We start from the raw sequence: 25,574 nt of genomic DNA on the forward strand, positions 1-25,574 counted from the left end.
TAATCGATATATGAAGCCATCTATTAGGCGGCTTCTTTTTTGCTTCATCTGGCTCGCTGTAAAATCGTCCTCATATCGTAATCTTTTCCATTATTATCTCCTTGTTTCAAAATCGATATTTAAATTATATGTTTGATGTTCCGAATTTACAAAAACTCCCATGAAATATTTATAAATGTTTGCCCTTCAAAGGTAGGTAATATCAAATTCGTTATTATCAAATCTATATTTTGTTACGCTAAATGCCATCTATGACAACCCATATTAATAATATTTATAAAAAAGGCCATCGATATATTTCGTTTATATGTAATAGTATCATGTAAACGAATGCATGCGACAATAGGCCGATGATTTTTATTTTAATTATATTGCATGTTGAAAAATTTGGCTTATATAGAAAATTATTACAATAAAAAAGGGCATTCAAAAATGTCGGATTCCATTTCAATAGAAAACTCTGATTTCAATACCGCAGAACTTACGGCTAAGATCGTGTCAGCATGGGTATCAAATAACGCAGTACGACCTGACGATCTTATTGAAACCATCAAGTCGGTTCACACAGCTATCGCAAGCTTGCAAAACAGCACGCTTAATATCAAAGCTGAAGAAGTTACCGCCGTTGAAGCTCCAAAGCCGTTTGTAAGTGTAAAGAAATCGGTTAGCGATAATCAGATTACATGCCTTTGCTGCGGGAAATCGTTCAAGTCTATAAAGCGTCATATCGGCACCTCACACGGCTTCACTCCGGATGAATACCGTGCGCACTTCTCTCTTCCGCACGATTACCCTATGGTTGCGCCAGGATACTCAAAAGAACGATCAGATATCGCGCTTAAATTAGGCCTCGGTCGCAAGCCTGCCGCGTAACGCCCGGCGAATATTTCGGGATATCCGATCAAATAAATAAAGCCCTGAATTCAAACATCAGGGCTTTTTGCTATCCACACTTCTATTCAAACAAGCAATCGATAATCATCAGTTTTCTGACGCTCAATCAGCAGCCAGCCGCTGAATCCACCTGCTGCCAAAAATAGACCAAATACAAACGTGACTGGTAAAGTAAACTCTGTCATCAACTCAATAAGTGTGAGATCACAAGGAGATACCGAGGTCATCATATCAAACTGATCGAAACCCTATCCATAATCGATGGAAACAACATCAATAGAAGCCCCAGCAAAACACATAAGAAACAAGCCTGCTGCCAGCATCGATATAAACGGTTTCCTGCTAGTTTTACAAAGCGTGCTAATCATATGAAAACTAAGTCCTCCAACTTACGGGCGACTTAGCATGAATTAATTATTTATGGTTGCAAAAATTTACAATTTGAGATGACAAAGCTGTGAATGACTGACTTCTCGAAGAAGGCTGCTTGTGCCGGCACCAATGTTATTTATTGATGTCCTGCCCGATCTTCTCACTTAATTACTCTTAGCGTTTGAAATCGATATCGAGAACGAAGCGGCTCGGTATCCAATACTCGGTGTTCATTGTGTAATCTCTAATAAATAAGAAATTGCCTTCTGGCTTTATCCAACCCGCAGCCACTTTGATAAAGCGATTTCTGGTCTTTACACTGAAGCTGTCGCCGCGCTTGATAGAAGCGTTATCTAAGCCCTTAGCAAGGGTTATTGGCAGTAATTTAGTAAGCTTAGCTGTTTCTTCTGAAGTCGTATCATCATAAACCTCTATCTCTTCGAACATCTGATGCGGAATCCAGGTTGTCGTGCTGCCATCTTTAATTGAGATAAAGGAGCCTCCGCTGAATGAGATCGAGCCTGAAGTATCGATGATCTGACCGCTGATTGAAATGCGTGCCTGTCTGCCCGATTTTTTAGATATAGATTTCTCGCTGCAGATTTCAGTTATCGTGCGGATATCGGATGATTTATAGAGTTGTCCCGTACTGCTTTCGGAATTTATAACTTGAACAAAATCGCCAGAGAAATGCAGTTTTAGAGCATTAGACTCGAAAATTGATCCATCTGAAAATGTAATATTTGTGTCTATCGACATCCGAAGTGCCTGCGTAATTTTTATGAGAGAAAATCTGACTTACCTTGGATTACGTTCTGAGGTAGTTAATCAATATATCAAATCCGTTAGTTTTGCCCTTATCTCATTATAAATACCGCTATTAAAGATTACAAAAAAGCCCCCATTTCTGAGGGCTTAATTTGATCATGATGCTCATTAAAAATCCTAGATGCAGACCTAAATCTTTCAACCAGAAGATTTTATTAGCGGAAGAGCGACAGGATGTTCTGAGTGCTGGAGTTAGCAATCGACAGTGCCTCTACGCCAAGCTGCTGCTGAACCTGAAGAGCTAAAAGGCTCGCCGATTCAGTGTTCATGTCTGAATCAACCATGGAACCAACACCACGATCAATCGCTGCTGATTTCTCCCCAGAAGCGATTGTGTGGAGACCACCTGCCAACGGCATTTCGATGGGCAAAGGCGGAATTAAGGAACCACTGTCGATTGTATTAAATATACGATTTGAAAGTTTGGTAGGACTAACAGCCCTCTTTCTGACTTAAGGTTGACAGTCCTGCCAATAATGTAACCGAACGCATCTATTCCCTTACCCAGGTGTTCCATTGTTGAAGCAGTGATGCTGAATTCTTGTTGATCCAGTCTGCATCAGGTATGATGATATTTTCCTCAAGATCACTTGCGCTGGGCATGGTTTGCCGAGCTTCATCAGACATAAGCGCAATTGCATAGGTACTTGGCGGAGTGCAGGATAGTTTTTCACATGCCTGTGCCTGAGCCTGGGGCGAGTTCAGCCAAAATGCGATCAGCTTTTTCGCGTTTTCACGATTGGGAGCGCCCTTCACGACGGCAATGCGATCACCCACCAGAAAAGAAGCCTTGTAAGACCAGCCGATCGGCAATCCCTCATTTTTCATTGCTTTTGCCCGCGTGAGCCAAATCTCACCCAACGCATAATCTTTATTTCTAAAGCCCTGCACACTTTGGTCGCCCGTCCTCCACCAGAGTGTTACGTCAGATCTTATTTCATCGAGTTTACGAAAGGCACGATCAACGTCCAAAGGGAAAAGCTCATCTTTTTTGACACCGTCGGCAAGCAAAGCTGCTGCTAACACGCGCCAGGGATCATCAAAGTTCGGGAAAGTACGTCCTCCCTTAAATTTTTTAACATCCCACATATCTGCCCAGGTTTGTGGTTGCGGCCCATCATTTAATCGATACGCCAGAAGCGTTGCAGTTGATTGTAGTAAAGCGCCTCCTCTTTCACAAGCATTCTCAACCAGACCAGCTTTACCCTTAAATTGCTCGCAAAATCGGCTTAAGTCTTCAGTGATTTCTTGATGGGCTTTAGAAGCCGACTGTATCTCGCCGTCGAGGTAGAGATCCCAAGATACATTGCCGGCTTTTACCATAGCTGAGGCCTTGGACCGCATTTCTGCATTCGTGGCAACCACTGTCACGACTTCAATCCCAGTTTCCTTTGTGAAAGGATCGAACCAGGCTTCCTTCAATACTTTGTCATAAATGCCGCCTGTAGAGGCGATCACGACACGCTCCGCTGCGACCGCATTGTCAGTTGAAATTCCAACAGCCAAGCAGATGATTACACCTCCGCAAACCGCGGACAAATATCTACCGATCATCATCGTCAGTATTCCTCTATGATAGAGAGTTTATTTTAAAGAAGCGCTGCGGGTCATAAAATGAGCAATGCTCATGAAAACGAGTGCGATTGCAATCATGAACGTTGAGGCTGCCGCAATCACCGGCGTGAGGTTGAAATCAATGTCTTCAAACATCTTTCGACCAATTGTTTTCCCACCAGTATCGGAAATGAAGAAAGCAACCGTTGCTTCATCAAATGAAGCGAGAAAGGCGAACACCCCGCCAGACGCGATTCCAGGCATAATATTCGGCAGAACAATTCTGAAAAATGTTTGAAGGCGATTAGCTCCACAATTAAGTGCGGCGAGTTCAAGTTCTGAATCAAAGCGCTGCAATGACGCCATAACTGTGATCAACACGTAAGGAACAGCAAGGACTGTATGAGCAATTAGAAAACCGGTGAAACTGCCAGTCAGTTGCAAAGGCGCAAACACCAGAAACAATGCAACTCCCAACACAACATTAGGTACAATCAACGGTCCTATCGAAAGCGCCTGGATGCCATTTTTCCACGGCAAATCACCTCTTACAATAGCAAGGGCTGCCATTGTTCCGACGATTGTCGCAACGATCGTTGTCATGACGGCAATGCGAAAGCTAAACCAGGTAGCAGACATCCAGTCCGGGTCAGTAAAATAGGCATAGTACCATCGCACCGTGAACCCGTCAGGAGGGAATTTAATATAATCGGTCTGGCTGAGAGACATTGGGACAACCAATATCGTCGGAAGGATCAGAAAAAATAGAATTGCTGCAATTGCACATAGCCCTACAGCTTTCGCAAAAAACACGAAAGCTTTGCTATATGCAGTGCTTAGCTTACATTTATCGATGACATGAAGAGAGCGTATAGCGATCAGATCAACGGACATTGCTAAACCCCTTCTGAAAGGACAATCCTTTTCGGAACAGTGCTATGAAGACCAGTGTCATGACCAGAAGGACGGTCGAGAGTGCTGCCGCAAAAGGCCAGTCGACAACCACGGTCGTTTGTTGTGCAATTAACGTTGGCATCAACATCGAACCTGGGCCACCAACAAGCGCTGGGGTAATATAGAACCCCAAAGCCAACACGAAACAGATCGTTGCTCCCGCGAACACTCCCGGAAGGCTGAGAGGCAACGTGATGCGCAGAAAGGTCGAGACCGCACCTGCCCCAAGGTTCCTGGCTGCTCGAACATAGTCATTTGGCACAGTTCTGAGGACCGAGAAAATCGGAAGAATGACAAAAGGAAGCAAAACGTGGGTCATGGCAAGGATGACCGCACCTTGTGTATAAAGCATCTTAACCGGCTGATCAGCCAGTCCCGTTGTTTTAAGCAAAGAATTGACCAAACCATTGCGCTGCAAAAGAACAATCCAGGCATAAGAGCGAATTAGAATAGAAGTCCACAATGGTATGAAAACGCAGGCTGCAACCACAAATGCCCATCGCTTATTCAGACGTGCCATGGCAAATGCAACAGGATATCCTAATAGAACGCCTGCGATAGTCACAATCAACGCAACAGTGACTGTCGAGAATAAAACACTTAGATATAATGGTTCTACAAAAATACGCCCGTAGGTAGCAAGAAACCCTTTCGAAAAGCTCAGTTTGATCAACGTTACTATTGGATATATGAAGCCGACAGTAAGAAAGAATAATAACGGCATTGTCAGAAGCCAGGAGGAAACACCTGAATAAGTGCGCGCCGAACGTGGTGTCCGCCAGGACCCCTTGTTAAAAAGAACGTCCTCTTGCGTATTCGATTGTACAACTGTCATGCTGCGTCCCTTCCGCCAGATACGAACGCATGCACAGACTCGCTGTTCAGTCGCAGTGAAACGCGGTCGCCGCGCTTGAATGTTGAAGCCGCGTTGGCATCACATTGAACTCGAACTTTCAGGCCAGGACAATCGTCAAGCCTCACAACATATGTGTGCGTCGATCCCATGAAGATGTCAGCTTCAATTTCTGCCTGTATCACTGCGGGTGTCGTGCATACGCGTTGTTCCAACGCAACATGCTCAGGCCTGAATGCCAGACTGAGCTTAGTATCGATGACATGATTTAAGAGAGAGGTATTGCGGCTGTCGATTGGGAGATCAATCACCGTATGCTCTCCTATACGAAGAACCGCACTATTCGATTTTTCTCCGATTTTTACCGCCGGCACAAAATTCATTGTGCCAATAAAATCCGCGACAAAGCTGCTTTCAGGATTTCGATAAAGGCCCTCGGGGGTATCTATTTGCTCCAGCTGACCATTGTTCATAACCGCCACACGATCAGACATCGTGAGTGCCTCTTCCTGATCATGCGTCACATATATAACGGTAGCGCCCAGCCGCTCCTGAATGCGTTTAATTTCCAATTGCATACTTTCCCGCAGTTTCTTATCAAGCGCCCCGAGCGGCTCATCCATCAAAATGACAGGTGGATTGAAGACTAAGGCGCGCGCCACTGCTACGCGCTGCTGCTGACCACCCGACATCTGGCCTGGTAGTCTCTCGCCAAAGTCACTCAGTTGCACCAAATCTAATATTTCCGAGACCCTGTGCTCTCTTTCCATGCGCGACATTTTGGTTCGCATCTCAAGAGGAAACGAAACATTTTGGCGCACGGTCAAATGAGGAAAGAGCGCGTATTTCTGAAACACCATACCGATTTGCCGCTTATTGGGTGGAAGATGCGTCACCCTTTCTCCACCAATCATTATCTGCCCTGCACTTGGCATTTCAAATCCAGCAATCATGGTGAGCAGTGAAGTCTTACCGGAGCCCGAAGGGCCGACAATCGAGAGAAACTCTCCTTCTGATACTTCCAAGTTGATATCTCGAACGGCCCAGGCCGATCCATAGCGCTTTTGTATTCCTGTGAGGCTCATTTTCTGGCCAATCAAGCTTGCGCCCTCCTCTGCTAAGCAAAGATACCAGTGTTCTTATCAACCAAAATCGAATGACTTTATATTCGCAACAAACACGGTCGTTCATGCCGCCGTGACAGAAGGGCGGCACACTGGTAAAACTGCTTGATGTGACAAATGCTTTGTGAAAACTTCACAATAAGTTTTTGTTGCACCAAAAATACCCGCTGTCAACACGCATGGATCAAAATATGACATCAAATGAAATGGACGCAGGAGAAGGCGAAAAACACGTCCCGAGATTGGGCGACAGTGCCTATAATGAAATGAAGGAGCGGCTCATACGCGGTGTATACAAGCCTGGCTACAAAATGACAGTACGGGCCGTGGCTGAAGATTTAGATGTCAGTTCAACACCGGCGCGCGATGCACTCAATCGTTTAATTGCCGACCGTGCGTTGGCCTATACAGGTCCAAAAACCGTAGTTGTGCCCATATTAACCCATAGGGACCTCAAAGAAATCACAGCTATCCGGATTGCGCTCGAGGGGCTGGCAGCAGAACTAAGCGCGCCATACGCAACCCCCATTCTGATTGAAAATCTTATTCAAATACAGTCACTTATTAATAAAGCCCTCGATGCGGGTGATTACCGCACTGCTCTTTGGCACAACAAAGAGTTTCACTTTCTCGTCTATCGACTGGCAGAAATGCCCCATCTTATTTCTATGATTGAAGGTCTATGGCTTCGAATAGGACCGTCTCTTTACAATCTTTATCCAGAATTCGCGTCAGAAAAATCTGGCGTCCGTAATCATGAGATGGCGCTTGACGCGTTAAACGAACGGGATGGCGCTGCGTTACGGGCGGCATTTGAAAATGATATTCGTGAAGGCTATCGCCGCCTGCGTCGAACGGCAAGTAAAGCGGACACAAACTAATTACATAAATTTGTTGCATTGCCCTTGACGAAAGACATTTTTGTTGCAACAAAATATGAGGCTGGGATAAAGATCCACGCTTCACACGCAGCAGAAAGCCGGACTCATGCATTTGTACACAACTCATGTGAATGGGTGTGAACCCGTTCGTGCGCAGTCTCGTCAACTATTTTCCCGCGCACAAAACTTATTGCCAGCTGGCGTCAGCCGCTCCACGATTGAACGCGACCCTATACCAATGTACGCGCTCAATGGGCACGGAGCTTACCTAACTGACGCCGACGGCAATAAATTTCTCGATCTGAACAATAACTTCACGACATTAATACACGGGCACTCTTTTGAACCTGTAACAGCGGCCGTAGTTCAAATACTGCGATCGGGGACTTGCTTTGCCAACCCCACAGAACATGAACTAGGGTTGGCAGAGCTCTTGATTGAGCGAATACCTGCGGTCGAACGCATTCGGTTTGTAAACAGCGGCACCGAAGCAGTGATGTTTGCCATTAAAGCAGCGCGGGCATTTACTGGAAGGCCTGCGATCGCGCGGTTCGAAGGGGCGTATCACGGCGCATATGATTGGGCAGAAGCTGGTCAATCGGGCACAACATCAGAGGATGGAACACTTCTCGCAAAACCTGCCTACGCGGGATGTCCGACCAGCGTTTGCGAAAATGTCCTCCTTCTGGAATTCAACAATATTGAATATCTTGAACGTTCACTCAATAAACACGCACATAAGTTGAGCGCGATCCTGATCGATCCAATGCCTAGCCGTGCAGGCCTGCTTAAGCCCGATCCTTTGTTTATCGAGGCGTTGAATGTGTATGCGAAGAAACATGGCATTCTGATTATTTCAGACGAGGTACTCAACCTTCGCCAGGCTTATAATGGCGCTTCAGCAAGATACGGACTGATGCCAGATCTCATAACGGCCGGTAAAGTCATAGGTGGCGGGTTCCCTATTGGCGCAATTGGGGGCCGGGCTGACGTTATGTCCGTATTTGATGATACGGGCAGAGCGCCGCTTGTGGCGCAAGGCGGAACATTTTCTGCAAATCCCGTTTCAATGATTGCAGGCAAAATCGCAATGGAAGCGATGACGAGACAGCAGTTTTCTTACCTGGATCGGCTTGGTGAGCAACTCTGTGGCCGCCTGGGCCAATGCATTGAGAAATGGGGTGCACCTTTTTCAGTAACAAATGCAGCGTCGCTTTTTCGAATTCACCCCAAGTCAACAGCTCCCTCATCCTACAAGAATGCAATCATGGACGTCCGGGAAGCGGCATTAATGACATCCTTGACACGTTTTTTCTTGCAGCAAGGAATTATCTTGCCGTTCGGAGCAGCAGCCTGTCTCTCAACTCCCATGACCGATGACGATATGAGTAAAATCGTAAGCGTGTTCGACAGTTTCCTTGAAACGCAAAGTCGCACGAACTGAGGAGCGAACATATGAAATCCGCCAGACTAAGCGAAACCGTGGCCGAACGCATTGCGAGCGCTTTAAAACGCCACGGTGTAGAGAGAATATTTGCACAAAGCCTGCCATCTGCGGTTATTCTTGCCGCAGAAGCGATCGGAATTGAACAAGTTGCATATCGCCAGGAAAATATGGGCGGAGCAATGGCGGATGGATATGCGCGCATCTCCGGAAAAGTCGGAGTGGTCGCTGCTCAAAACGGCCCCGCAGCGACACTTCTCGTTCCTCCGTTTGCAGAAGCCCTGAAAGCCAGCATTCCGCTTGTAGCTTTGGTTCAGGATGTAGAGCGAGATCAAACAGATCGGAATGCTTTCCAGGACTTCGACCAGATTTCTTTATTTCAACCCTGCACCAAATGGGTGCGACGACTAAATATTGCAGACCGGGTTGATGACTATCTGGATGCAGCCTTCACTGCAGCAACATCGGGACGACCTGGGCCGGTCGCTTTACTTTTGCCAGCGGATCTTTTGCGAGCACAAGTGCCAAATACGCCAAATGCCCGATCCTTCAATCTGGGCAACTGGCCATTAGATCGCACTCAACCCGAACGCGAGGCGATTGAAACGGCAGCACATCTTATTGCAACCGCTGCAAATCCAGTTGTGGTTGCTGGAGGTGGCGTGCATTGTGGAGCTGGATCTAAGGCACTAGCAAGGCTCCAGGAAACAGCCTCTCTGCCTGTGTTCACAACAAACATGGGAAAGGGCACCGTGGATGAACATCATCCTCTCTCCGCTGGCGTTCTTGGCTCTCTTACGGGCCCTCGTTCACTGGGGCGCTACAGCCAACATCTGATGGATGATGCGGATCTTGTTCTTTTAGTCGGAACACGCACTAATCAAAATGGCACGAACAGCTGGAAACAACTTCCCCAAAATGCCAAGGTAATACATATCGATATCGATCCTGTTGAGATCGGCCGTAATTACGAATCTCTGCGCCTCGCCGGTGACGCTCGCGCTACGCTTGACGCGTTGAATATTGCTCTGAACGCGCGCAGCCTCTCGTTGCGATACGAGAAACGAGAGGCCGTTGAAAGGCGCATTGCTGATTTCTGGCGACAATTTGAAAATTCGCGTGAGGTTTATGCAAAATCGGATCACTCTCCTATTCGGCCGGAACGGGTGATGTCTGAACTCCAACAATTTCTCGAAAAGACAGAAGCAATTATTGTCGCCGATGCTAGCTATTCTTCCATGTGGATACTCGGGCAATTACGCTCTCAACATGTTGGCCAACGATTTGTCACCCCGCGCGGATTGGCAGGTCTTGGATGGGGCTTCCCCCTCGCATTAGGCGTAAAGGCTGCAGCACCTAACAAACCTGTTATAGTGGTCGTAGGGGATGGTGGTTTTGCCCATAGCTGGGCGGAACTTGAAACAATGATCCGTATGAAACTACCGGTGACTATTATAGTCCTCAATAATGGGATTCTTGGTTTTCAACGGGACGCAGAGACTGTTAAATTTGGTTCTTACACATCAGCCTGTCACTTCGAACCTGTCGACCATTCAGCTGTTGCCATCGCCTGTGGCTGCGCTGCTCTGCGTATTAGCGATCCAGCGGAGCTCCACGATGCTCTTAAAAGGGGCATCGAAGGCGGTGAGCCATTACTCATCGAAGTCATAACTGACCCTCAGGCTCATCCTCCTCTATCGCTTTCTGCGGACATGGACGACGCAGCATAATGCTTTCGCTCAACTCCAAGACTGCCGTCGTGAGCGGCGGCAGTTCCGGCATCGGATTTGCGAGTGTTCTTCATCTTCTCGCGCTGGGTCATCGTGTAGCCTTCTTTGGCCAGAGCCCTGAACATGTCGAGGCAGCGTGTGAACAAATTTCTCAACTATATTCAGCCAAACGCTTCCTCGGCCTTACGGTTGACATGCTTGAAGAGGGGGCGATCCGCCACTTCTTTCAAGAGGTGGTGCCACTTCTGGGGAACCCGGAGATACTCGTTTGTTCGGCAGGAATTTCGCCAAAAGGACCGCGAGGTTTAGCGTTGCCTTTGACAGACCTGACTATACGGGAATGGGACAGGGTTATCGCCGTGAACCTGACCGGAGCTATGCTTTGCTGTCAATGTGCACTCCCCCATATGCAGCAAACTGGTTTCGGGCGCATAATTTTTATCGGATCAGTGGCTGGACGCACAATACCCCATATTGCCAGCGGCGCTTATGCTGCTTCGAAAGCGGGCCTTGCAGGTTTAGCCAGATCCCTTGTCGGCCAATATTCTCATTTTGGCGTAACAATAAATGTTATTGCCCCCGGCCGGATAGCAACACAGATGGCCGGAGATATAGACAGTCCTCATAATAAAACCGCTCTCGCACGTATTCCAGTTGGGCGCATTGGAACAGTTGACGACGTCGCCAATGTTGTAGGCTTTCTTGCCTCTGAACAGTCCGGTTTTATAAATGGAGCGATCCTTGACGTGAATGGGGGAGAATTTGCGCCTGTTTAGGAGGAAACCGCATGAATTTGCGAGCTGCGATTTATACCAATGATGCTCAACTCTATCTTCTGCTCCGTCACATACTGGGGCAGGAAGGCGTAATCGCACGCCTCATCACACAACGTGACGATCTGATCAAGCTGTGTCGACAAAAGGCCGTTGAGTTCGTCATCATCGACAGTTCGTTGCAATCATCCAATCCAGTCTCACTATGCAAATCCTGCAAAGACGCTGCAGGTAGCGTCGCTATCGCGCTTCTGTCGAACGGAGATGAAGAAGAAGCTACGCATTCTTTGACATCCCAAATCGTAGATTTAAGCATCGCCTCGCCCTTTGATCCAATTCTGATAGTGCAATTGATAGATAACATCCGCCGTGGCAACCCGCTTAAAGCCGAGTTACCAGATCAACAGCAATTGATGACATATGCTGATGTAGAACTGGATGTTGGGAGAATGAAAGTCCGGAGGAAGGGCCAGGACATTTCATTAACTGCTCTGCAATTCAGACTTCTTCAGTTTTTGATGACGCGTCCTACCGTCATCCACACAAGAGATGAGTTAATTTGTGCAGGCTGGCCGAGCAAATGCGAGGTGGAACCAAGAACGGTCGATATTCATATTGGACATTTACGTCGCTCACTCTCCTCTCACGGTCCAGATATCATCCGGACTGTGAGAGGGCATGGTTATGCAGTCGATATTAATCGGTAACTGAAACTGCTAGTGCAGGTGGACATCTCTTTGCATTTCATTGAATAAATCAGACCAGAACTGGTATTCTGACTGGCGACACTCACACCATGCTGACATCGCACAATAGGCGACAGCTGTTATGGCATCGTGTCCATAGATATCAATTGCGTACTGTCGCAATGTTAGCTTGGTATTATCACTATACGCTTCACCCAATTCCAGTGCGATATTGCGCAAAGTCGAGACAACATGTTGATACAAGCGGAACCTCCTCCGCCCGACACTCTACCTAAAATGTTTCGCCGGACGTTAGGTCCTCAATTGAGTCACGCAACTCTTGTTGAGAGTCAAAACCGCGTGTCGTCCCTGGCAGGTTTCTGAATGTTCAACCTACACATAAAATAGTCCAGACTAAGAAAATGGGCAATAGAAAGGCTTTAAATAGTTTGTATTTCGCGACCGATGCAAACCAATGCCGGCCGTCGAATTAAGACAGCACACAGATTCCGAAAGATGCGAAGATGCTTGTCGCGATAGTGATCGAACTCTCTGACCGCTACGCACTGAGGCGTCAACTGCGGGCATGCTATAATCACGTAACTCAACCCATGAAATTCACAAGGACGGAGGGATCGCATGAGACATATGAATATCAGAGAAGCAAAGGCAGGATTTTCGGCGTTAGTGGATGCCGTTGAACGTGGTGACACCGTCACAATTACAAATCACGGCAAGCCTGCAGCGGTTATTATACCACTTGATTTGGCGGCACAGATTGTTCCACAAAAACCAAATTTTGCGGAATTTCTAATGTCCGTTCCAACTGATTTCGAGTTTAATCGCAATCAATCACCTGGACGTGAATTCGAGCTCTAAAAAGTGCAGAATAACAAAAATCAGGGTTATCTTCTGGACATATCCGTGATTTCGGCATTCGCTCCAGGTCCTTCTGCAGTCTGGCTCAACTTGAGCAGATGATCTCGACAAATAATATCGACTTCGTCGATCAACTTTTGCGTACGCGCTGACAACCACTCCAAAGCTTCCTGGCTAATCTCAAAATGCTTTGAATACCGCGCTTTGACATAAGCTTCGTTTACCACATTAAACCATGCGGAATAGCGCTGCTGATCTCGCGGCCAAACATCCGCCAAACCTGGCGCCTGGCTTTCCGCAATGCTCCGTAAAAACTTAATGTTATGCGAAGCAGGCGTGTAATTGGTCAACGTGAGAAGCAAACCGGAATAAGCTTGCTCAATGGCTTGATGCAATAGAAATGCAGCCTCTTTAAAGTCCCCCTGTGCGACGCAAAACCTAGCAGTTTTGAGAAACACTCTTGAATGCGGCAAGCGATCCTCAAAATGCCCCTTCGCGATTTGATATGCGTCACGATCTGATATTGGCCGCGGTTCGGCCAATGGCTCATCATCGAGCTCATGGAGCACAATTCCCTGGCGTCTGATATCGACAAAAAAGTACTGTCCTTGCTTAAGCGCATTGTTGATCTCTCGTCTCGAGTGAACGATGAACTTAACAGGGGTCTTCAAATCCTGTGCGTGGATGAGCCGGTCATCCGCCTTATTCCAATATGTTGAAAATTCCGTTAGTCGCCTGTCATTGACAATAATCAGAAGATCAAAATCAGATTGGTATCCCTTGGATGTATGGGGCTCATCAACCCAGTCGCCGCGAGCGTATGATCCGAAGAGAATGATCTTCAAAATACGCCCACGCTTTTTAAACTCTGCTGACCCAGGCTTCAACGCATCTTCAAGCTCCTCCAACAAGATCTGAACTGTTCGATGAAGTTCCTCTTGTTTCGCGAGTGGCAAATGTTCAATGCTGGATTTCATAAGGGACGCATAATTTTTAAATGACATCAGCAATGCATAACTCCAATTCCAGATACTATCCAGATATTCGCTCCGAGGCAGCAATAAACACTTAAATTTGTTGCAACAATTTTAATACTGATTTTCAATGAGTTGGCAAAGCAACCTTGCTTAATCAATCACATTTGGTTCATATTACATAATTTTTATATTGATTGAAAGTTTTTGTTACGACAAAAATGCTGGTGGAAGCCAAAATTTCTCGGAGAGTCGCAATGAACCTTACGGTGTTGTTCTGGTCGCGTAATCCAGATCATTTTCTCTGGTTTGATCACATACTTGGAAAGGAAGGCTTTAAAAGCAAACTTGTCGATGCGCAAAGCCTGCTACCCGCAATTAGAGAAAACGAAACATTCAGCATTCTATTCGACGCTGAAGAACAAACAACCGAGGTTTGCAATCTTTGCGAAGCTATTAAGAATGATAAGAAAAACGCTTTTCTGCCTTTGATCGCCATGATCCCAGCAGGCAATGATGATTTGTATCTGGATTTATTGAAAGCAGGAATTGACGAATGTTTTGTGCGTCCGCTTTCGCCTGCACGTATCCTTAGTTACCTTAACACACTCGTCGATAGCCCAATGCAAGTGGGCGCGGTACCAGATTTAAAATCAGAGACAGCCCTGCGGAAGTTCCACGAAATAACCCTTGACGCAACAAAGCGGGAGGTTGAATTCAATGGCAAAATATCCCAACTGGGTTTGATCGAATTTAAACTATTTTCACGCCTTATAGACGCTCCAGGTCGTGTTTTTTCGAGAAGTGAACTGATCAGGGCTGGCTGGCCGCCAAATCAATACGTTCAGTCACGCACAGTGGACGTTCATATGGGGCATTTGCGCCGCCTGCTTACGAAACTTCTTAATAAACCCGTCATCCGCACAGTTCGATCTGCTGGCTATGCATTAGAATGGGATTAATAACTGCACGTCTTGAAAAAGCGACCGGATAAAAATGTACATTGCATTTTGTTCTTAAAAGTTTTCACCAATCTTCGTTGAATAATAACGCGATCCATCTTCAACTCAGCCCATTAATTTTTAGGAGGAGCTGAAAATGGTTGAAGCAATATCCAACGGTAACCAGTCCCTTTCGGATCGAAAATACCGCAATACGTCGTCTCTGATTTCTTGGGCCGCTTCGAGTTTTGAAACCGCCCATATCGAAGGCATCATGGCTCTTTACGTTCAGCCCAACAAAGGAAGAACAGTCAAATTGCCCGAAAGCGGTACAAATATTGTAGATTTCGTCCGGTGTTCCTACTTAGGACTGGATAACCATCCCTTGATTGTGGAAGGTGCTCTTCAAGGGATCAAAGACGCAAATACGCTTCACTGGTCGTGCGCCCGAACGCGTTTGAATTTCTATGCGCTTGGCGCATTAGAAGAGACGCTATCGTCATTATTTGATGCTCAGATTATCACATTCACAACTGTTCTTGCCGCCAATATGAGTGCGCTACCATTATTGGCTTCGGGGCATCTGACTGAAGGTGTAAAACCTGTTGTCGTTTTTGATCAACTTGCCCATGCAACGTTGGCTTATCACAAGGCGACTGTCGCCGCCGAAACACGCGTAGAAACAATTGCTCATAACGACATTGCGCAAATAGAGCAGATTTGCATGCAAAATCCATGCGTCGCATATGTTTGCGATGGCGTTTACTCGATGGGCGGGCATGCACCCATTCAAGAATTATTGCGGTTACAGGAACAATACGGCCTCTTTCTTTATATTGATGACGCGCATGGCATTTCTCTGTTCGGCGAAAATGGTGAAGGCTTCGCAAAGTCTCAAATCCCTGACCTGGGTTCGCGCACGATCATAGCGGCCTCCCTTGGCAAAGGATTTGGCGCATCAGGCGGCATCTTAATGCTTGGAACTGCGCTCCAGGAAATTCTATTCCGTCGGTTTGCAATTGCCCACGCTTTTTCCGCATCGCTGAACACGGCCGCGATCGGTGCGGCAATGGCGTCTGCACAACTCCATCAAACGCAGGAATTGGTCTTACGCCAAGACACTCTCCAAAAACGGATTGAACTGTTCGATCAATTAATGGAAACTCCGGACGCAGACAGAACTAAGCTCCCCATTCGTACAATTATATTAGGTGGCGAAACAGCATCCATTGCGGCGGCCCGACACCTGCTTTTGAAGGGCTTTTACACGTCAGCCATTTTCTTTCCAACGGTTGCACGTGGAAAGGCAGGCTTACGCGTATGCATGACGGCATCTCATACAGAGCAACAAATTCAGGAACTTTGTGATGCGATTACCGCGATAAAAGATAGTTTCCTTTAGGTAATCTCACTTCCGTACGAACGACAGCAACTCGTACGCTCGAAGTCCAATATCCCATCTGAGACTAGATCATCATCTTCAAATCGTTTCGCCGCTCATCAGACACCATTTTTCTTATTTTACTCAGTTTCAACGTTTGAGCGACGGGAAATGGAGCATTTTTTGGAGTACTCGGATCATGAGAAGCTATAAGTACGAGACTCAGTCATTTCTTAGAATCGTCAATCCTTGTGAGGCCAGTAAAGACTTCTGCACATCATACCGAGCACATATATTGTCCATAAATCATGGAGTGCACAAAAAGCGACTGGAATTTGGAGACGGCTCCGCCACTTTACGTACCACTAAAAACGGCTTGCACCTTCACGTGAAGGCCATAGACCTCGTCACATTGCTTGGGATCAAATGCCTTCTGCAAATCGGCTTGGAAAGTAGCTCCAATTTGCAAGGTTAACTCACAAAGCTTATTCCTTAGACCGCTCTCTTTTCTTTCGATAAAGCCGCTCATCCGTTAATGACATTATTTCAGCAAATGTCTGATGAGGCTTCACCGATAAGAACCCTATTGAGATCGACAAAGATTGCGAAATTCCAGCTCTGATGCTGGCGAAAACCTCAGCGGCTTCACCGTTAATTTGATGAATTATCGCCTTGATATCCTGGTTGCTTTCTTTTGGAACGAAAGCGCAGAATTCATCTCCTCCGATACGAGCTATTAACGCTTCAGGGGGCAATTGGCTCTGCATTGCCTTTGAAACAGCTAAAATAGCATCATCGCCAGCCGGATGACCGAATGAGTCATTGATCTTTTTTAAAAAGTCGACATCCGCAATAAGAAACCAACCCCTGACATTGAGTTGCATGGCACCGTCAAACTGCTCAATGAATGCTCTGCGATTTAACAAGCCAGTCAATGGATCAGAACTGGCAGTTCTGGCTAATTCGTTAGAGTGGCGAACCAAATGCCGATAGGCGTTTTGAAGACTTTCTAACCGCGTAAACCAAACTAATGCGAGCGGGATTGCAATGACGAAAGGCAAAATCAATCTAACAATGATCGTGATCGTATCAGAGTGAACATCAAATAAATACCGAATTCCGGTAGAAACAGAAATCGAAATCGCCGCCGAAATGCAAGAAACGGCCGCAGTCTTTCGCAATACAAATGGCGAAGGTAATCGCAAAACGGCCCCCAAACCAATCAGAAATAGAAACACCTTGTTTGCGCCCATTACGCGCAATCAGTCGATATTGCAATCGCCTGAGTTATTCTTATCACGATTAAGATATCCAGATCCCCGCACGATCTACCCTACTTTAGCATCACGCCCGTCAAGTGTTATCTTTCGAAGAAGTAGCAAACGTAGCACTCCTCTTTGTTATCAATTAACAACTATCACGCCGCTGCAGTGCTTTTACTGCTTGGGATCCGCGCTCATCTGCACGGTCGTCGAGTGATTATAATTTTGGCTCTGCCCAATAGCACGACGCTGACGTTCCTGGGCTATTTGTTGGGCGCTTCCAATACGAACAGTCTGGCTCAATATCCTTAGGCTTTTCTGCATCGCATTGAATGCATCGCGCTGCGACTGCGGAACTGCATTCATGATCGACTTATCACCTCTGATGATCGCGTCTCGCCCAAACCGAAGATCCAGTGCACGACTGACGGTTTGAAATTCTTCACGAACAGACGCGCTAAGGTGGCCCGTAGCGCTACGCAGATTAGCGTCCTTTTTATTCATTTCGGCCGTTATCTCACGAAGAGCATCCGCTGCAGATGGTGACAAACCAGGGATAACAACTCCCATACGCTGTCTTTCCTCGGTAATCGTTTTGATCTCGTTGTTGAGCGCCGTCACCCAGGCAGCGCTTAGCGACCGCACACGACTTTCGACTTCTGGAACCACTAACATGGCCTCTTTGCGCTCTCGCCCTGATGCAAGGAGCTTATCTAAAATGCGATCAGAGCCACGCACTGCTCCATAGGCTGAAGGGTCATTGGCAACCGCTGACGCGACACGCTCGCCGTCTCTTCCTTTGAAAATCAGGCTTTCGATCTTATCAATGGCACTCGACGGATCACGCCAAATCATTGATGCGGTTTCTGCAAGGCCTCCACGATTATAGAGATAATGAGCATTAAGAAGCGCCCGCCTGTGACCTTCATCCTCAATCAGCTTTTTGAACTCGGTCACTGCTGCAAGTATCGGCAACACCCCTTGTGCTTCGTAAGTAGGTTGTACGCTGGTTGCTGCAATCACCTGGGAATGATCCTTCTTTTCAGCAAGATGTTGCTCATCAGAAAAGCGGCGCACAGCTTTAAAAAGACGTGTGAGTTTCTCACGTCGTTCAGCGTTAAGATCACCTGGCATCCGCTGGAGAATAATTCGCTCAGCTGCATCGTTTGCTTTGTCCGTAAATGTGGACCAGCCAAAGCGTGCCGTCAGAGCCTCATCAACGGCTATTATTTCCTGAACGAGCAAGCGATCTTCCACAGCATAAGAAAACGCCGCCTTGTACGCGTCCGGCCCACCAGCTTCCCGCACCTTCTCTATCTCCGATAAACGTGCCATCGCTTGTTTTGAGAGGGCCGGAATTGATAGATGCATGAATTCACGGCGTTGTTTTTCGCGGAAATTATAGTTCTCACTTTGGCGACGGAACTCTGTTGCATGGGCTCGTACAAGAGGCAGAAGTTCGGTTAATGCATCAGTCGCTTTTGTTTGCCTGAACCTTGTTGTCTGACGATCCGGTTGCCGTAAGCGTCCCAAACGCTGCGGTTTGGACACAAGATCTTCAACAAGACGTCGTGGCTCTATCTGTTTGGTTGAAGCCAACACGTTCAGTCTGGCTAAAGCGCTCGCAGGATCTTTATAGATTTTCTCAAGCACCGGCCGGAGGATATCTTGCCGCTCCTTCCAACGATCTGAATGAAGCTGCGCACGTCGCGCATCACCTTCAATGCTGCGCGCAAACTCAGTAACCGGGACGATGAGGTATTGGCGGTTGCTAGAAAGTTCCGGGCTGTGGTTCTCGAAACGGCGCTCGTCATATGCAACGCTTTTCTCGCGATCGATAGCAAAGCCGAGAGCAATACTGGCTCGCTCCCATAGTCGTGCGATCTGTCCACGTTTTTCATGGAGCCATGCCATTTTCTGCGAAATATATTCCTCAATGCCAGCGACCGCTTGAGAGAATGCGTCGATGCCATGCCTGCGCGCAAAGTCGCGAGCATGCGCCTGATATGAAGCTTGATTTTCAAAATCAAGTGTCGTGGTCTTTGAACCAGAACGTCCAAGACGCTCCACCATCTCTTTGAACACATCGGGACGATGGCTTTCACGCTGCAACCGCTCAAGGCGCCTCTCAGAGGATTCAAGTTGTTCAGCCGTCCAGATATTACGCTCAACCTCGCGTTCCACGAAAATCTTGCGACCTGCTTCTTTATCTAAGACAGGAATTTTAACCGTCACTACCTCAACGCCATCCTTTGTCAACCGAACCGTATCACCTTTGACAACACCTTCGTCGTTCAAAGCTTGCGGCAGGCTGACACCCCAGACGCGATGAACCGTTCCATCATCTCTTCTCAGATCAGCGTATGGGCTCTCATCAGCAACTTCATCCTGTGGCCGAAACTTTGCCCGACCTGTTTCGATCAGCTCACCCGCAACACCTGTCGCGTGATCGACACGTGATCGCCTGCCCCATTCAGGTTTTGCTTCGAAGTCTTCGCGTGCTGCATAAAGAGTTGCAGAATCTCGATGACGCGTCATGGACACATAGGTCAGATGCTGATCCATCATGCCAGTGGCTAGTATGAAGGTTCGATCGACGGTAACGCCTTGTGATTTATGGATCGTCGCAGCATAACCATAGTCGATATTGCGGTAACTGTGCTCGCTAATGACGACGTCATGTCCATTAGCTAGGTGGACAGTAAGAAGAGGCTCACTGTTCTTATTACCAGTTGAAACGACCGAGCCCAACATGCCGTTTTTGACATATTGTGGGCCAAGATCAGTTACTCGCCTTTCAAAAAAACGGGCATTCTCAAGAAAGATTACACGATCACCGACTGCAAACTCACGCATTCCACGATCAGTTAAAAATTCACGAGCATCTGTTAGGGCTCCGTCTGAATTCATGATCCCGCGCAAAGAAGAATTCAGGCGCTTCACGTCGTCATTGGTATGGGCCAGTACGAGCATTTCATCGCCACGCAATTTTCCATCATTTCCTGCTGAGATTGAGTGATCAATCAGTGCCCTTCGCGCATCCCTCCAGTCGGCAACAAGGCGCTCCATGACATCAGTCCGCTTATCGGCGTCGACAATCTGGCCGCGTTGTGCGTAAGCATCAAGCGCATCTTCGACTTGCCCACGCGCGAACATGCGGGAAGCCTCACGCGCCCAGATATCTCGTTGTCGACGCACGCCCGCAAGCTCCGCAGAACCGATACGCTCCACTATTGCCCGAAATGCAGCACCCGCCTGTATTGGTTGTAGCTGCATCGCATCACCGACAAGAACGGCTTTTGCGCCAGCTCTCTCGACTGCCTTTAACACACAAGCCATTTGCTGTGATGAAACCATACCCGCTTCATCGATAACAAAAACATCACCCCGCTTGAGATCATCGCGTCCATTTTCCCAGGCTAACTCCCAGGATGCGAGTGTTCGCGACTTGATACCCGAGCTATCTTCCAGACCTTCTGCAGCCTTGCCCGAAAGGGCGGCCCCAAAGACACGGCGACTTTCGCATTCCCACGCGATACGAGCAGCAGCTAGAAGCGTTGACTTACCTGTGCCTGCAAGTCCCACTACTGCGGAAATCGCCTGATCACCAGTGACGTGATACACAGCATCAATCTGCTCCTGGTCGAGCTTAAAAGGCATTTTCGGAACAGCCATCTCGACACTTTGAATTGCAGTTTCAATGGATGCTTTTGAAAGCCTGAACCCCTGACGCTTTGACAAAATTGCCGCCAACTGAGCCATGTCAAATTCGACACGCAGGATGTCGCGGGTGGTGAAGATTGCAACTTCAAGCGCCTTTCCAGTTTGCCGATCTATCTTTTGGGGCTTTAATAATACCAGATTATCAGACGTCATCACCGCAGCACGGATATTGGCAAAATCAGCTGGATCGTCCACATAGCGATGAAGCGCCCTCGCGATATCCTTCTCATCAAAGGTGGAGCGCTCATTACCAAGTTGTTTTAAAAGAAGCGCGGGTTCAACCAACAAGCGATCGGCCAATTCCTGCCTACGTGCAAGAACGGCAGGTGCAAAATACATCTCTATACCCTTACGCACTAACGCCGCCTTTTCCGGGCCAAGATGGTTTTGCGCAATACCGTCCAACCCCTGTTCAGCGTAAGAGCGGCCATCCAGTCGAATATCATGGCCTGCACGTGCCAGATGCCGATTGGCTGTTTCTGCCCAGGCAATCTTCCACGCTTTCATCGTTTCCTTATCGCCGGCCCAAAGCTTATAAACGATTTTCCCTTTCGGCCGACCCGGCGTGACTATACGCAATGGCTCGCCGTCACTTCCTAAAACCGGTATCTTCTTGGGACCAAAGCCTTCGTTTTTTAACGGCCGCAAAGCTGTCATCAGATGAATGTGTGGATTACCTTCTTTCTCATGATAAACCCAATCCCCAATCATGCCTTTTGAAGTCAGATTATCCCTGACGAACTCCCGAACAAGTTCGATATTCTGCTTCCGTGTTAACTCTTCTGGCAATGCAATGATAAGTTCACGCGCAAGCTGCGCATCCGAACGCTTTTCAAAGGCATCAACAGCATTCCACAATCCTTCGCTTGCTTGAGCGACAGTCTTGCCTTCGACAATTTGCGTCAACCAGGCTGGAATATGATCGGGCAAGGCCAGTTCTTCATGCTTTAACTCAGCCGCTCCACCGCGGTAGCTAAACGATGTTCCGGCTTGCTCATCCATCATCCGCGCACGATGACGATAAGCTGCAGCTGAGACGACACTACGTCCCGCTCCTCTGCTGATCACCTGCGCTCTGACAAACATGATCGCCACGACTGCCTCCCTAATGACAAGCACGTCGCGTGAGCGACGTATATTGCGCCCTCAAATCGATCGGGGTGAAAGCCCGATGCCGCTTTTCTGGAAACCGGCTCTGGCCGGAATTCCGGCATCGATCTTTAGGGTATTGCCTATGGTAGTTTATTTAACTATCATTTTCTAGTCAGTTAAATAAACGGAAGCCGAGTATTTTTCATGAAAAGGAGCCGACTTATGGCGATTAAAACGTCAATCACTGATATCGAGGCGCAAATTGAGAAACTTCGCGAGCGTAAGAAGACTTTGATAGTTAAATCAGCCGAACGCTTTGCACGAGCGGCGACAAAAGCAGGCCTGGCTGAAATGGAAGTCGCAGATGAAGAGGTCGACCAGATCTTCACCGAAATAGCTGCGCGATTTCATGAAAAGAGGAAAAAGGCCGATCAAGGCAAGCGCGATGCAACCGATAAACAGAACAATAAAGACACTGGAGCGACGGCGGAGATACCTGATGACCGCTGAACGCAAGAAAGATGCTCGTGTGAAGTTTTTGCTTGGCGGACTTGTCGTTCGAGCTGGACTATCGAAAGCGGATAGAGCGTTTCTGCTCGGAGGACTTATCGAATTGGCGCAGCTTTCGCCTGGCGCATCTCAATATCTGCGCTTGCGTTCCATAGGCGAGAGGGCGTTCAAGCTTAAAGTTTCTTCCACTGGATACGACGCAATATTGGAAGACACCAGATGACAAAGGCAGGAAAACTACATCCCAGCCAATTAATTGCTGTCGTGCCAATGATTGTTTCCGGCTTTGTCTTTTATGTTGCCAACTGGCGTTGGCCAGAATTGGCTCTCGAATTATCAGGAAGAACTCAATATTGGTTCTTACGCTCATCGCCGTTCCCTGCACTTGTTATTGGTCCGCTAGCAGGGCTCATGGTCACCTGGGCGTTACCGCTACACAGGCGACGACCAATCGCTATCGCTAGTCTCCTTTGCTATTTAACAACAACGGGATTCTATGGATTGCGTGAATTTGCGCGTCTGTCACCTTTTGTCAAAAGCAACACGCTGCGCTGGGAACAGGCTCTCTCATATCTCGATATGATTGCTGTCGTTAGTGCTGCCATTGGCTTTATGGCGATTGCAGTTTCAGCGAGGATCTCGAGTGTTGTGCCTGAGCGCGTTGCACGCGCACGACGAGGCACTTTCGGTGATGCTGATTGGTTAACGATGAAATCGGCTGCTCGCATTTTTCCTTCAGATGGCGAGATCGTTATTGGCGAGCGCTATCGTGTCGATAAAGAACTTACTCACCAACTGCCATTTGATCCAAACGATAAATCAACATGGGGACGCGGCGGCAAGGCCTCGCTTCTCACATATAAGCAAGACTTTGATTCAACACATATGCTATTTTTTGCAGGTTCCGGGGGATATAAAACAACCAGCAACGTCGTTCCAACCGCATTGCGTTACACAGGACCAATTATCTGTCTCGATCCATCAACTGAAGTTGCGCCCATGGTCATCGAGCATCGCCGAAACAAACTTCGGCGTGATGTGATGGTGCTCGATCCCACCAATCCAGTGATGGGTTTTAATGTGCTTGATGGAATTGAGAACTCCACGAAAAAAGAAGAGGACATTGTCGGTATTGCCCATATGTTACTTTCAGAAAGCGTACGCTTTGAGAGCTCAACGGGATCGTTCTTTCAGAACCAGGCACATAATCTGCTAACCGGCCTATTGGCTCATGTTATGCTTTCACCAGAATTCATAAGTCGACGCAATCTACGAAGCTTGCGCCAGATCGTTTCTGGTCCAGAGACATCCGTGCTGGCTATGTTGCGCGACGTTCAGGAGAATTCAGACTCAGCCTTTATTCGCGAAACGCTCGGCGTATTCGTTAATATGACAGAGCAAACTTTCTCTGGCGTCTATTCCACCGCTTCCAAAGATACACAATGGCTATCACTCGACAATTATGCAGCACTGGTATGTGGCAACAGTTTCAAATCCGCAGATATCGCAACAGGCAAGAAGGATGTGTTTTTAAACATTCCCGCTTCAATATTGCGCTCCTATCCAGGTATAGGCCGCGTGATCATTGGTTCTCTTCTCAATGCAATGATCGAAGCCGATGGTGCCTTTGAGCGCCGGGCATTGTTTATGCTCGATGAGGTTGATCTCCTTGGTTACATGCGTGTGCTTGAAGAAGCTCGCGATCGCGGCAGAAAATACGGGATCAGCATGATGTTAATGTATCAATCTGTTGGCCAGCTTGAGCGCCATTTTGGCAAGGATGGTGCAGTGTCATGGATCGACGGATGCGCATTTGCAAGTTATGCAGCAATTAAGGCTTTAGACACCGCAAGAGATGTTTCTGCTCAATGCGGAGAAATGACCGTCATTGTGAAAAGCAGTTCACGCAATATAGGCTGGGATACAAAGAACACAGCTTCTCGAAAATCAGAGAATGTCACTTTTCAACGGCGACCATTGATAATGCCGCATGAAATCACTCAGTCTATGCGCAAAGACGAGCAAATTATCATCGTGCAGGGACATAGCCCGATACGATGTGGCCGTGCGATCTATTTCCGGCGGCAGGAAATGGACAACGCGGCAAAAGCGAACCGTTTTGTCAAAACAGATAGAAGATAAAAACGAAAATGCTCAGTGCCAGTCAGCTCGTTTGTAACGATTTGCAGGATCTTCTGCATCGGGCGGCGCAAACTAATCGACAAGTTTGGAGTAACCCATAGAAATCGCACAAAAGATAATTGCCATTAAAAGAAAGACCCAAGACGGCATTCCGTGCTAAGACGAACTCCGTATATCTTTAGGGAATGCAAGCTCGATCGAAATTGTGGGTTGGCGCCGCAACGGAACCTGACGCCCTGAGTTCCTCTGGTTCGCCACCAATGCAGCTCATCTCATGAGGTGTTGGTATAGAAAGCCGGACGCTGCAGGCCTACTCGACAGTTTGTCAAAACACCTGGGTTCCCCTGATGAACTCGATAGAAACGATGCCGCGAATAACGTCATAGCGTTGTGGTTGCGAAATAAGCTCGAATATTCAATCGTCCAGTTCCGTTCCTCGGCAATTGTCACGATCGGCTCACAACGCTGAAGCGATGAGCCGTGAGCCGTTTGTAAGTTTGGCATGCGATCAAAAAAAGAGCTCAAGCAAGTTCGATACCTGCTTGAGTTTCCACTCCTTAAGCAGAAGAGCCGACCC

General features: G+C 47.6%; 21 protein-coding genes and 1 pseudogene. 12 read left to right on the forward strand and 10 right to left on the reverse strand.

The window, feature by feature from the left end; all coding sequences use genetic code 11:
• Nucleotides 1–375: 375 nt before the first annotated feature.
• The gene (locus tag ACOZHT_RS20035) at nt 376–873 is read left to right on the forward strand and encodes a MucR family transcriptional regulator (RefSeq protein WP_421566361.1); all 498 of its coding nucleotides are present in this window, start codon (nt 376–378) and stop codon (nt 871–873) included.
• A gap of 86 nt (nt 874–959) precedes the next feature.
• On the opposite strand, the gene ACOZHT_RS20040 is transcribed toward ACOZHT_RS20035, so the two are convergent.
• From ACOZHT_RS20040 to ACOZHT_RS20070, 7 genes and pseudogenes are all read right to left on the reverse strand, one after another.
• The gene (locus tag ACOZHT_RS20040) at nt 960–1,124 is read right to left on the reverse strand and encodes a hypothetical protein (protein WP_339515113.1); all 165 of its coding nucleotides are present in this window, start codon (nt 1,122–1,124) and stop codon (nt 960–962) included.
• A 316-nt stretch (nt 1,125–1,440) separates the two neighbouring features.
• The gene (locus ACOZHT_RS20045) at nt 1,441–2,025 is read right to left on the reverse strand and encodes a hypothetical protein (protein WP_421566362.1); all 585 of its coding nucleotides are present in this window, start codon (nt 2,023–2,025) and stop codon (nt 1,441–1,443) included.
• 224 nt (nt 2,026–2,249) lie between these two features.
• Nucleotides 2,250–2,408: pseudogene (locus ACOZHT_RS20050) on the reverse strand (flagellin); the annotation flags it as partial.
• A 178-nt stretch (nt 2,409–2,586) separates the two neighbouring features.
• Entirely contained in the window at nt 2,587–3,651 is a 1,065-nt protein-coding gene (locus tag ACOZHT_RS20055) for an ABC transporter substrate-binding protein (RefSeq protein ID WP_421566363.1), read from the reverse strand.
• 27 nt (nt 3,652–3,678) lie between these two features.
• Nucleotides 3,679–4,542 carry an ABC transporter permease gene (locus tag ACOZHT_RS20060; protein WP_339515119.1) on the reverse strand — a complete coding sequence of 288 codons (864 nt, stop codon included), beginning with the start codon at nt 4,540–4,542 and terminating at the stop codon, nt 3,679–3,681.
• Nucleotides 4,532–5,437 carry an ABC transporter permease gene (locus ACOZHT_RS20065; RefSeq protein ID WP_421566364.1) on the reverse strand — a complete coding sequence of 302 codons (906 nt, stop codon included), beginning with the start codon at nt 5,435–5,437 and terminating at the stop codon, nt 4,532–4,534. The genes ACOZHT_RS20060 and ACOZHT_RS20065 overlap by 11 nt, the downstream gene beginning before the upstream one ends.
• Nucleotides 5,434–6,555, reverse strand: a complete 1,122-nt coding sequence (locus tag ACOZHT_RS20070; protein ID WP_421566365.1) for an ABC transporter ATP-binding protein — start codon at nt 6,553–6,555, stop codon at nt 5,434–5,436. The genes ACOZHT_RS20065 and ACOZHT_RS20070 overlap by 4 nt, the downstream gene beginning before the upstream one ends.
• Nucleotides 6,556–6,770: 215 nt before the next feature.
• Between ACOZHT_RS20070 and ACOZHT_RS20075 the strand changes: the two genes are divergently transcribed.
• The 6 genes from ACOZHT_RS20075 to ACOZHT_RS20100 all read left to right on the forward strand — a co-directional run bounded on the left by ACOZHT_RS20075 (nt 6,771) and on the right by ACOZHT_RS20100 (nt 12,972).
• The gene (locus ACOZHT_RS20075; protein WP_339515123.1) at nt 6,771–7,460 is read left to right on the forward strand and encodes a GntR family transcriptional regulator; all 690 of its coding nucleotides are present in this window, start codon (nt 6,771–6,773) and stop codon (nt 7,458–7,460) included.
• A 106-nt stretch (nt 7,461–7,566) separates the two neighbouring features.
• Nucleotides 7,567–8,904 carry an aspartate aminotransferase family protein gene (locus tag ACOZHT_RS20080; RefSeq protein WP_339515125.1) on the forward strand — a complete coding sequence of 446 codons (1,338 nt, stop codon included), beginning with the start codon at nt 7,567–7,569 and terminating at the stop codon, nt 8,902–8,904.
• A gap of 11 nt (nt 8,905–8,915) precedes the next feature.
• Nucleotides 8,916–10,634, forward strand: coding sequence for an acetolactate synthase catalytic subunit (locus ACOZHT_RS20085; protein WP_421566366.1), 1,719 nt, complete (start codon nt 8,916–8,918; stop codon nt 10,632–10,634).
• Nucleotides 10,634–11,410, forward strand: coding sequence for a 3-oxoacyl-ACP reductase FabG (gene fabG, locus ACOZHT_RS20090; protein ID WP_421566367.1), 777 nt, complete (start codon nt 10,634–10,636; stop codon nt 11,408–11,410). The genes ACOZHT_RS20085 and fabG overlap by 1 nt, the downstream gene beginning before the upstream one ends.
• Before the next feature lie 11 nt (nt 11,411–11,421).
• Nucleotides 11,422–12,114, forward strand: coding sequence for a winged helix-turn-helix domain-containing protein (locus tag ACOZHT_RS20095; protein ID WP_421566368.1), 693 nt, complete (start codon nt 11,422–11,424; stop codon nt 12,112–12,114).
• Between the two features lie 618 nt (nt 12,115–12,732).
• Nucleotides 12,733–12,972, forward strand: a complete 240-nt coding sequence (locus ACOZHT_RS20100) for a type II toxin-antitoxin system Phd/YefM family antitoxin (protein ID WP_421566369.1) — start codon at nt 12,733–12,735, stop codon at nt 12,970–12,972.
• A 26-nt stretch (nt 12,973–12,998) separates the two neighbouring features.
• Here the strand turns inward: ACOZHT_RS20100 and ACOZHT_RS20105 are convergent, their stop codons facing one another.
• The gene (locus tag ACOZHT_RS20105; protein ID WP_421566386.1) at nt 12,999–13,976 is read right to left on the reverse strand and encodes a nucleotidyltransferase and HEPN domain-containing protein; all 978 of its coding nucleotides are present in this window, start codon (nt 13,974–13,976) and stop codon (nt 12,999–13,001) included.
• A gap of 227 nt (nt 13,977–14,203) precedes the next feature.
• Here ACOZHT_RS20105 and ACOZHT_RS20110 point away from each other — a divergent pair, with 227 nt between their 5' ends.
• Together ACOZHT_RS20110 and ACOZHT_RS20115 are read left to right on the forward strand one after the other, a co-directional pair.
• Nucleotides 14,204–14,908, forward strand: a complete 705-nt coding sequence (locus ACOZHT_RS20110) for a response regulator transcription factor (protein WP_339515135.1) — start codon at nt 14,204–14,206, stop codon at nt 14,906–14,908.
• Nucleotides 14,909–15,044: 136 nt separating this feature from the next.
• Nucleotides 15,045–16,289: an aminotransferase class I/II-fold pyridoxal phosphate-dependent enzyme gene (locus tag ACOZHT_RS20115; RefSeq protein WP_421566370.1), complete on the forward strand. Its 1,245-nt coding sequence runs from the start codon at nt 15,045–15,047 to the stop codon at nt 16,287–16,289.
• A gap of 464 nt (nt 16,290–16,753) precedes the next feature.
• Here the strand turns inward: ACOZHT_RS20115 and ACOZHT_RS20120 are convergent, their stop codons facing one another.
• Nucleotides 16,754–17,473 carry a GGDEF domain-containing protein gene (locus tag ACOZHT_RS20120; protein WP_339515199.1) on the reverse strand — a complete coding sequence of 240 codons (720 nt, stop codon included), beginning with the start codon at nt 17,471–17,473 and terminating at the stop codon, nt 16,754–16,756.
• 231 nt (nt 17,474–17,704) lie between these two features.
• Nucleotides 17,705–22,348 (reverse strand): Ti-type conjugative transfer relaxase TraA, encoded by a 4,644-nt coding sequence (gene traA, locus ACOZHT_RS20125; RefSeq protein WP_421566371.1) that lies wholly within the window; start codon nt 22,346–22,348, stop codon nt 17,705–17,707.
• 219 nt (nt 22,349–22,567) lie between these two features.
• Here traA and ACOZHT_RS20130 point away from each other — a divergent pair, with 219 nt between their 5' ends.
• The 3 genes from ACOZHT_RS20130 to traG are packed head-to-tail and all read left to right on the forward strand — an operon-like array spanning nt 22,568 to nt 24,997.
• Nucleotides 22,568–22,855, forward strand: a complete 288-nt coding sequence (locus ACOZHT_RS20130) for a TraC family protein (protein ID WP_421566372.1) — start codon at nt 22,568–22,570, stop codon at nt 22,853–22,855.
• Nucleotides 22,845–23,078, forward strand: coding sequence for a conjugal transfer protein TraD (locus tag ACOZHT_RS20135; protein WP_421566373.1), 234 nt, complete (start codon nt 22,845–22,847; stop codon nt 23,076–23,078). Before ACOZHT_RS20130 ends, ACOZHT_RS20135 begins: the two co-directional genes overlap by 11 nt.
• On the forward strand, nt 23,075–24,997 hold the full coding sequence (gene traG, locus ACOZHT_RS20140; RefSeq protein ID WP_421566374.1) for a Ti-type conjugative transfer system protein TraG: 1,923 nt from the start codon (nt 23,075–23,077) through the stop codon (nt 24,995–24,997). The genes ACOZHT_RS20135 and traG overlap by 4 nt, the downstream gene beginning before the upstream one ends.
• Nucleotides 24,998–25,574: the final 577 nt, after the last annotated feature.

This window comes from Ochrobactrum sp. EDr1-4 (genome assembly GCF_049199085.1).
GTDB lineage: Bacteria > Pseudomonadota > Alphaproteobacteria > Rhizobiales > Rhizobiaceae > Brucella.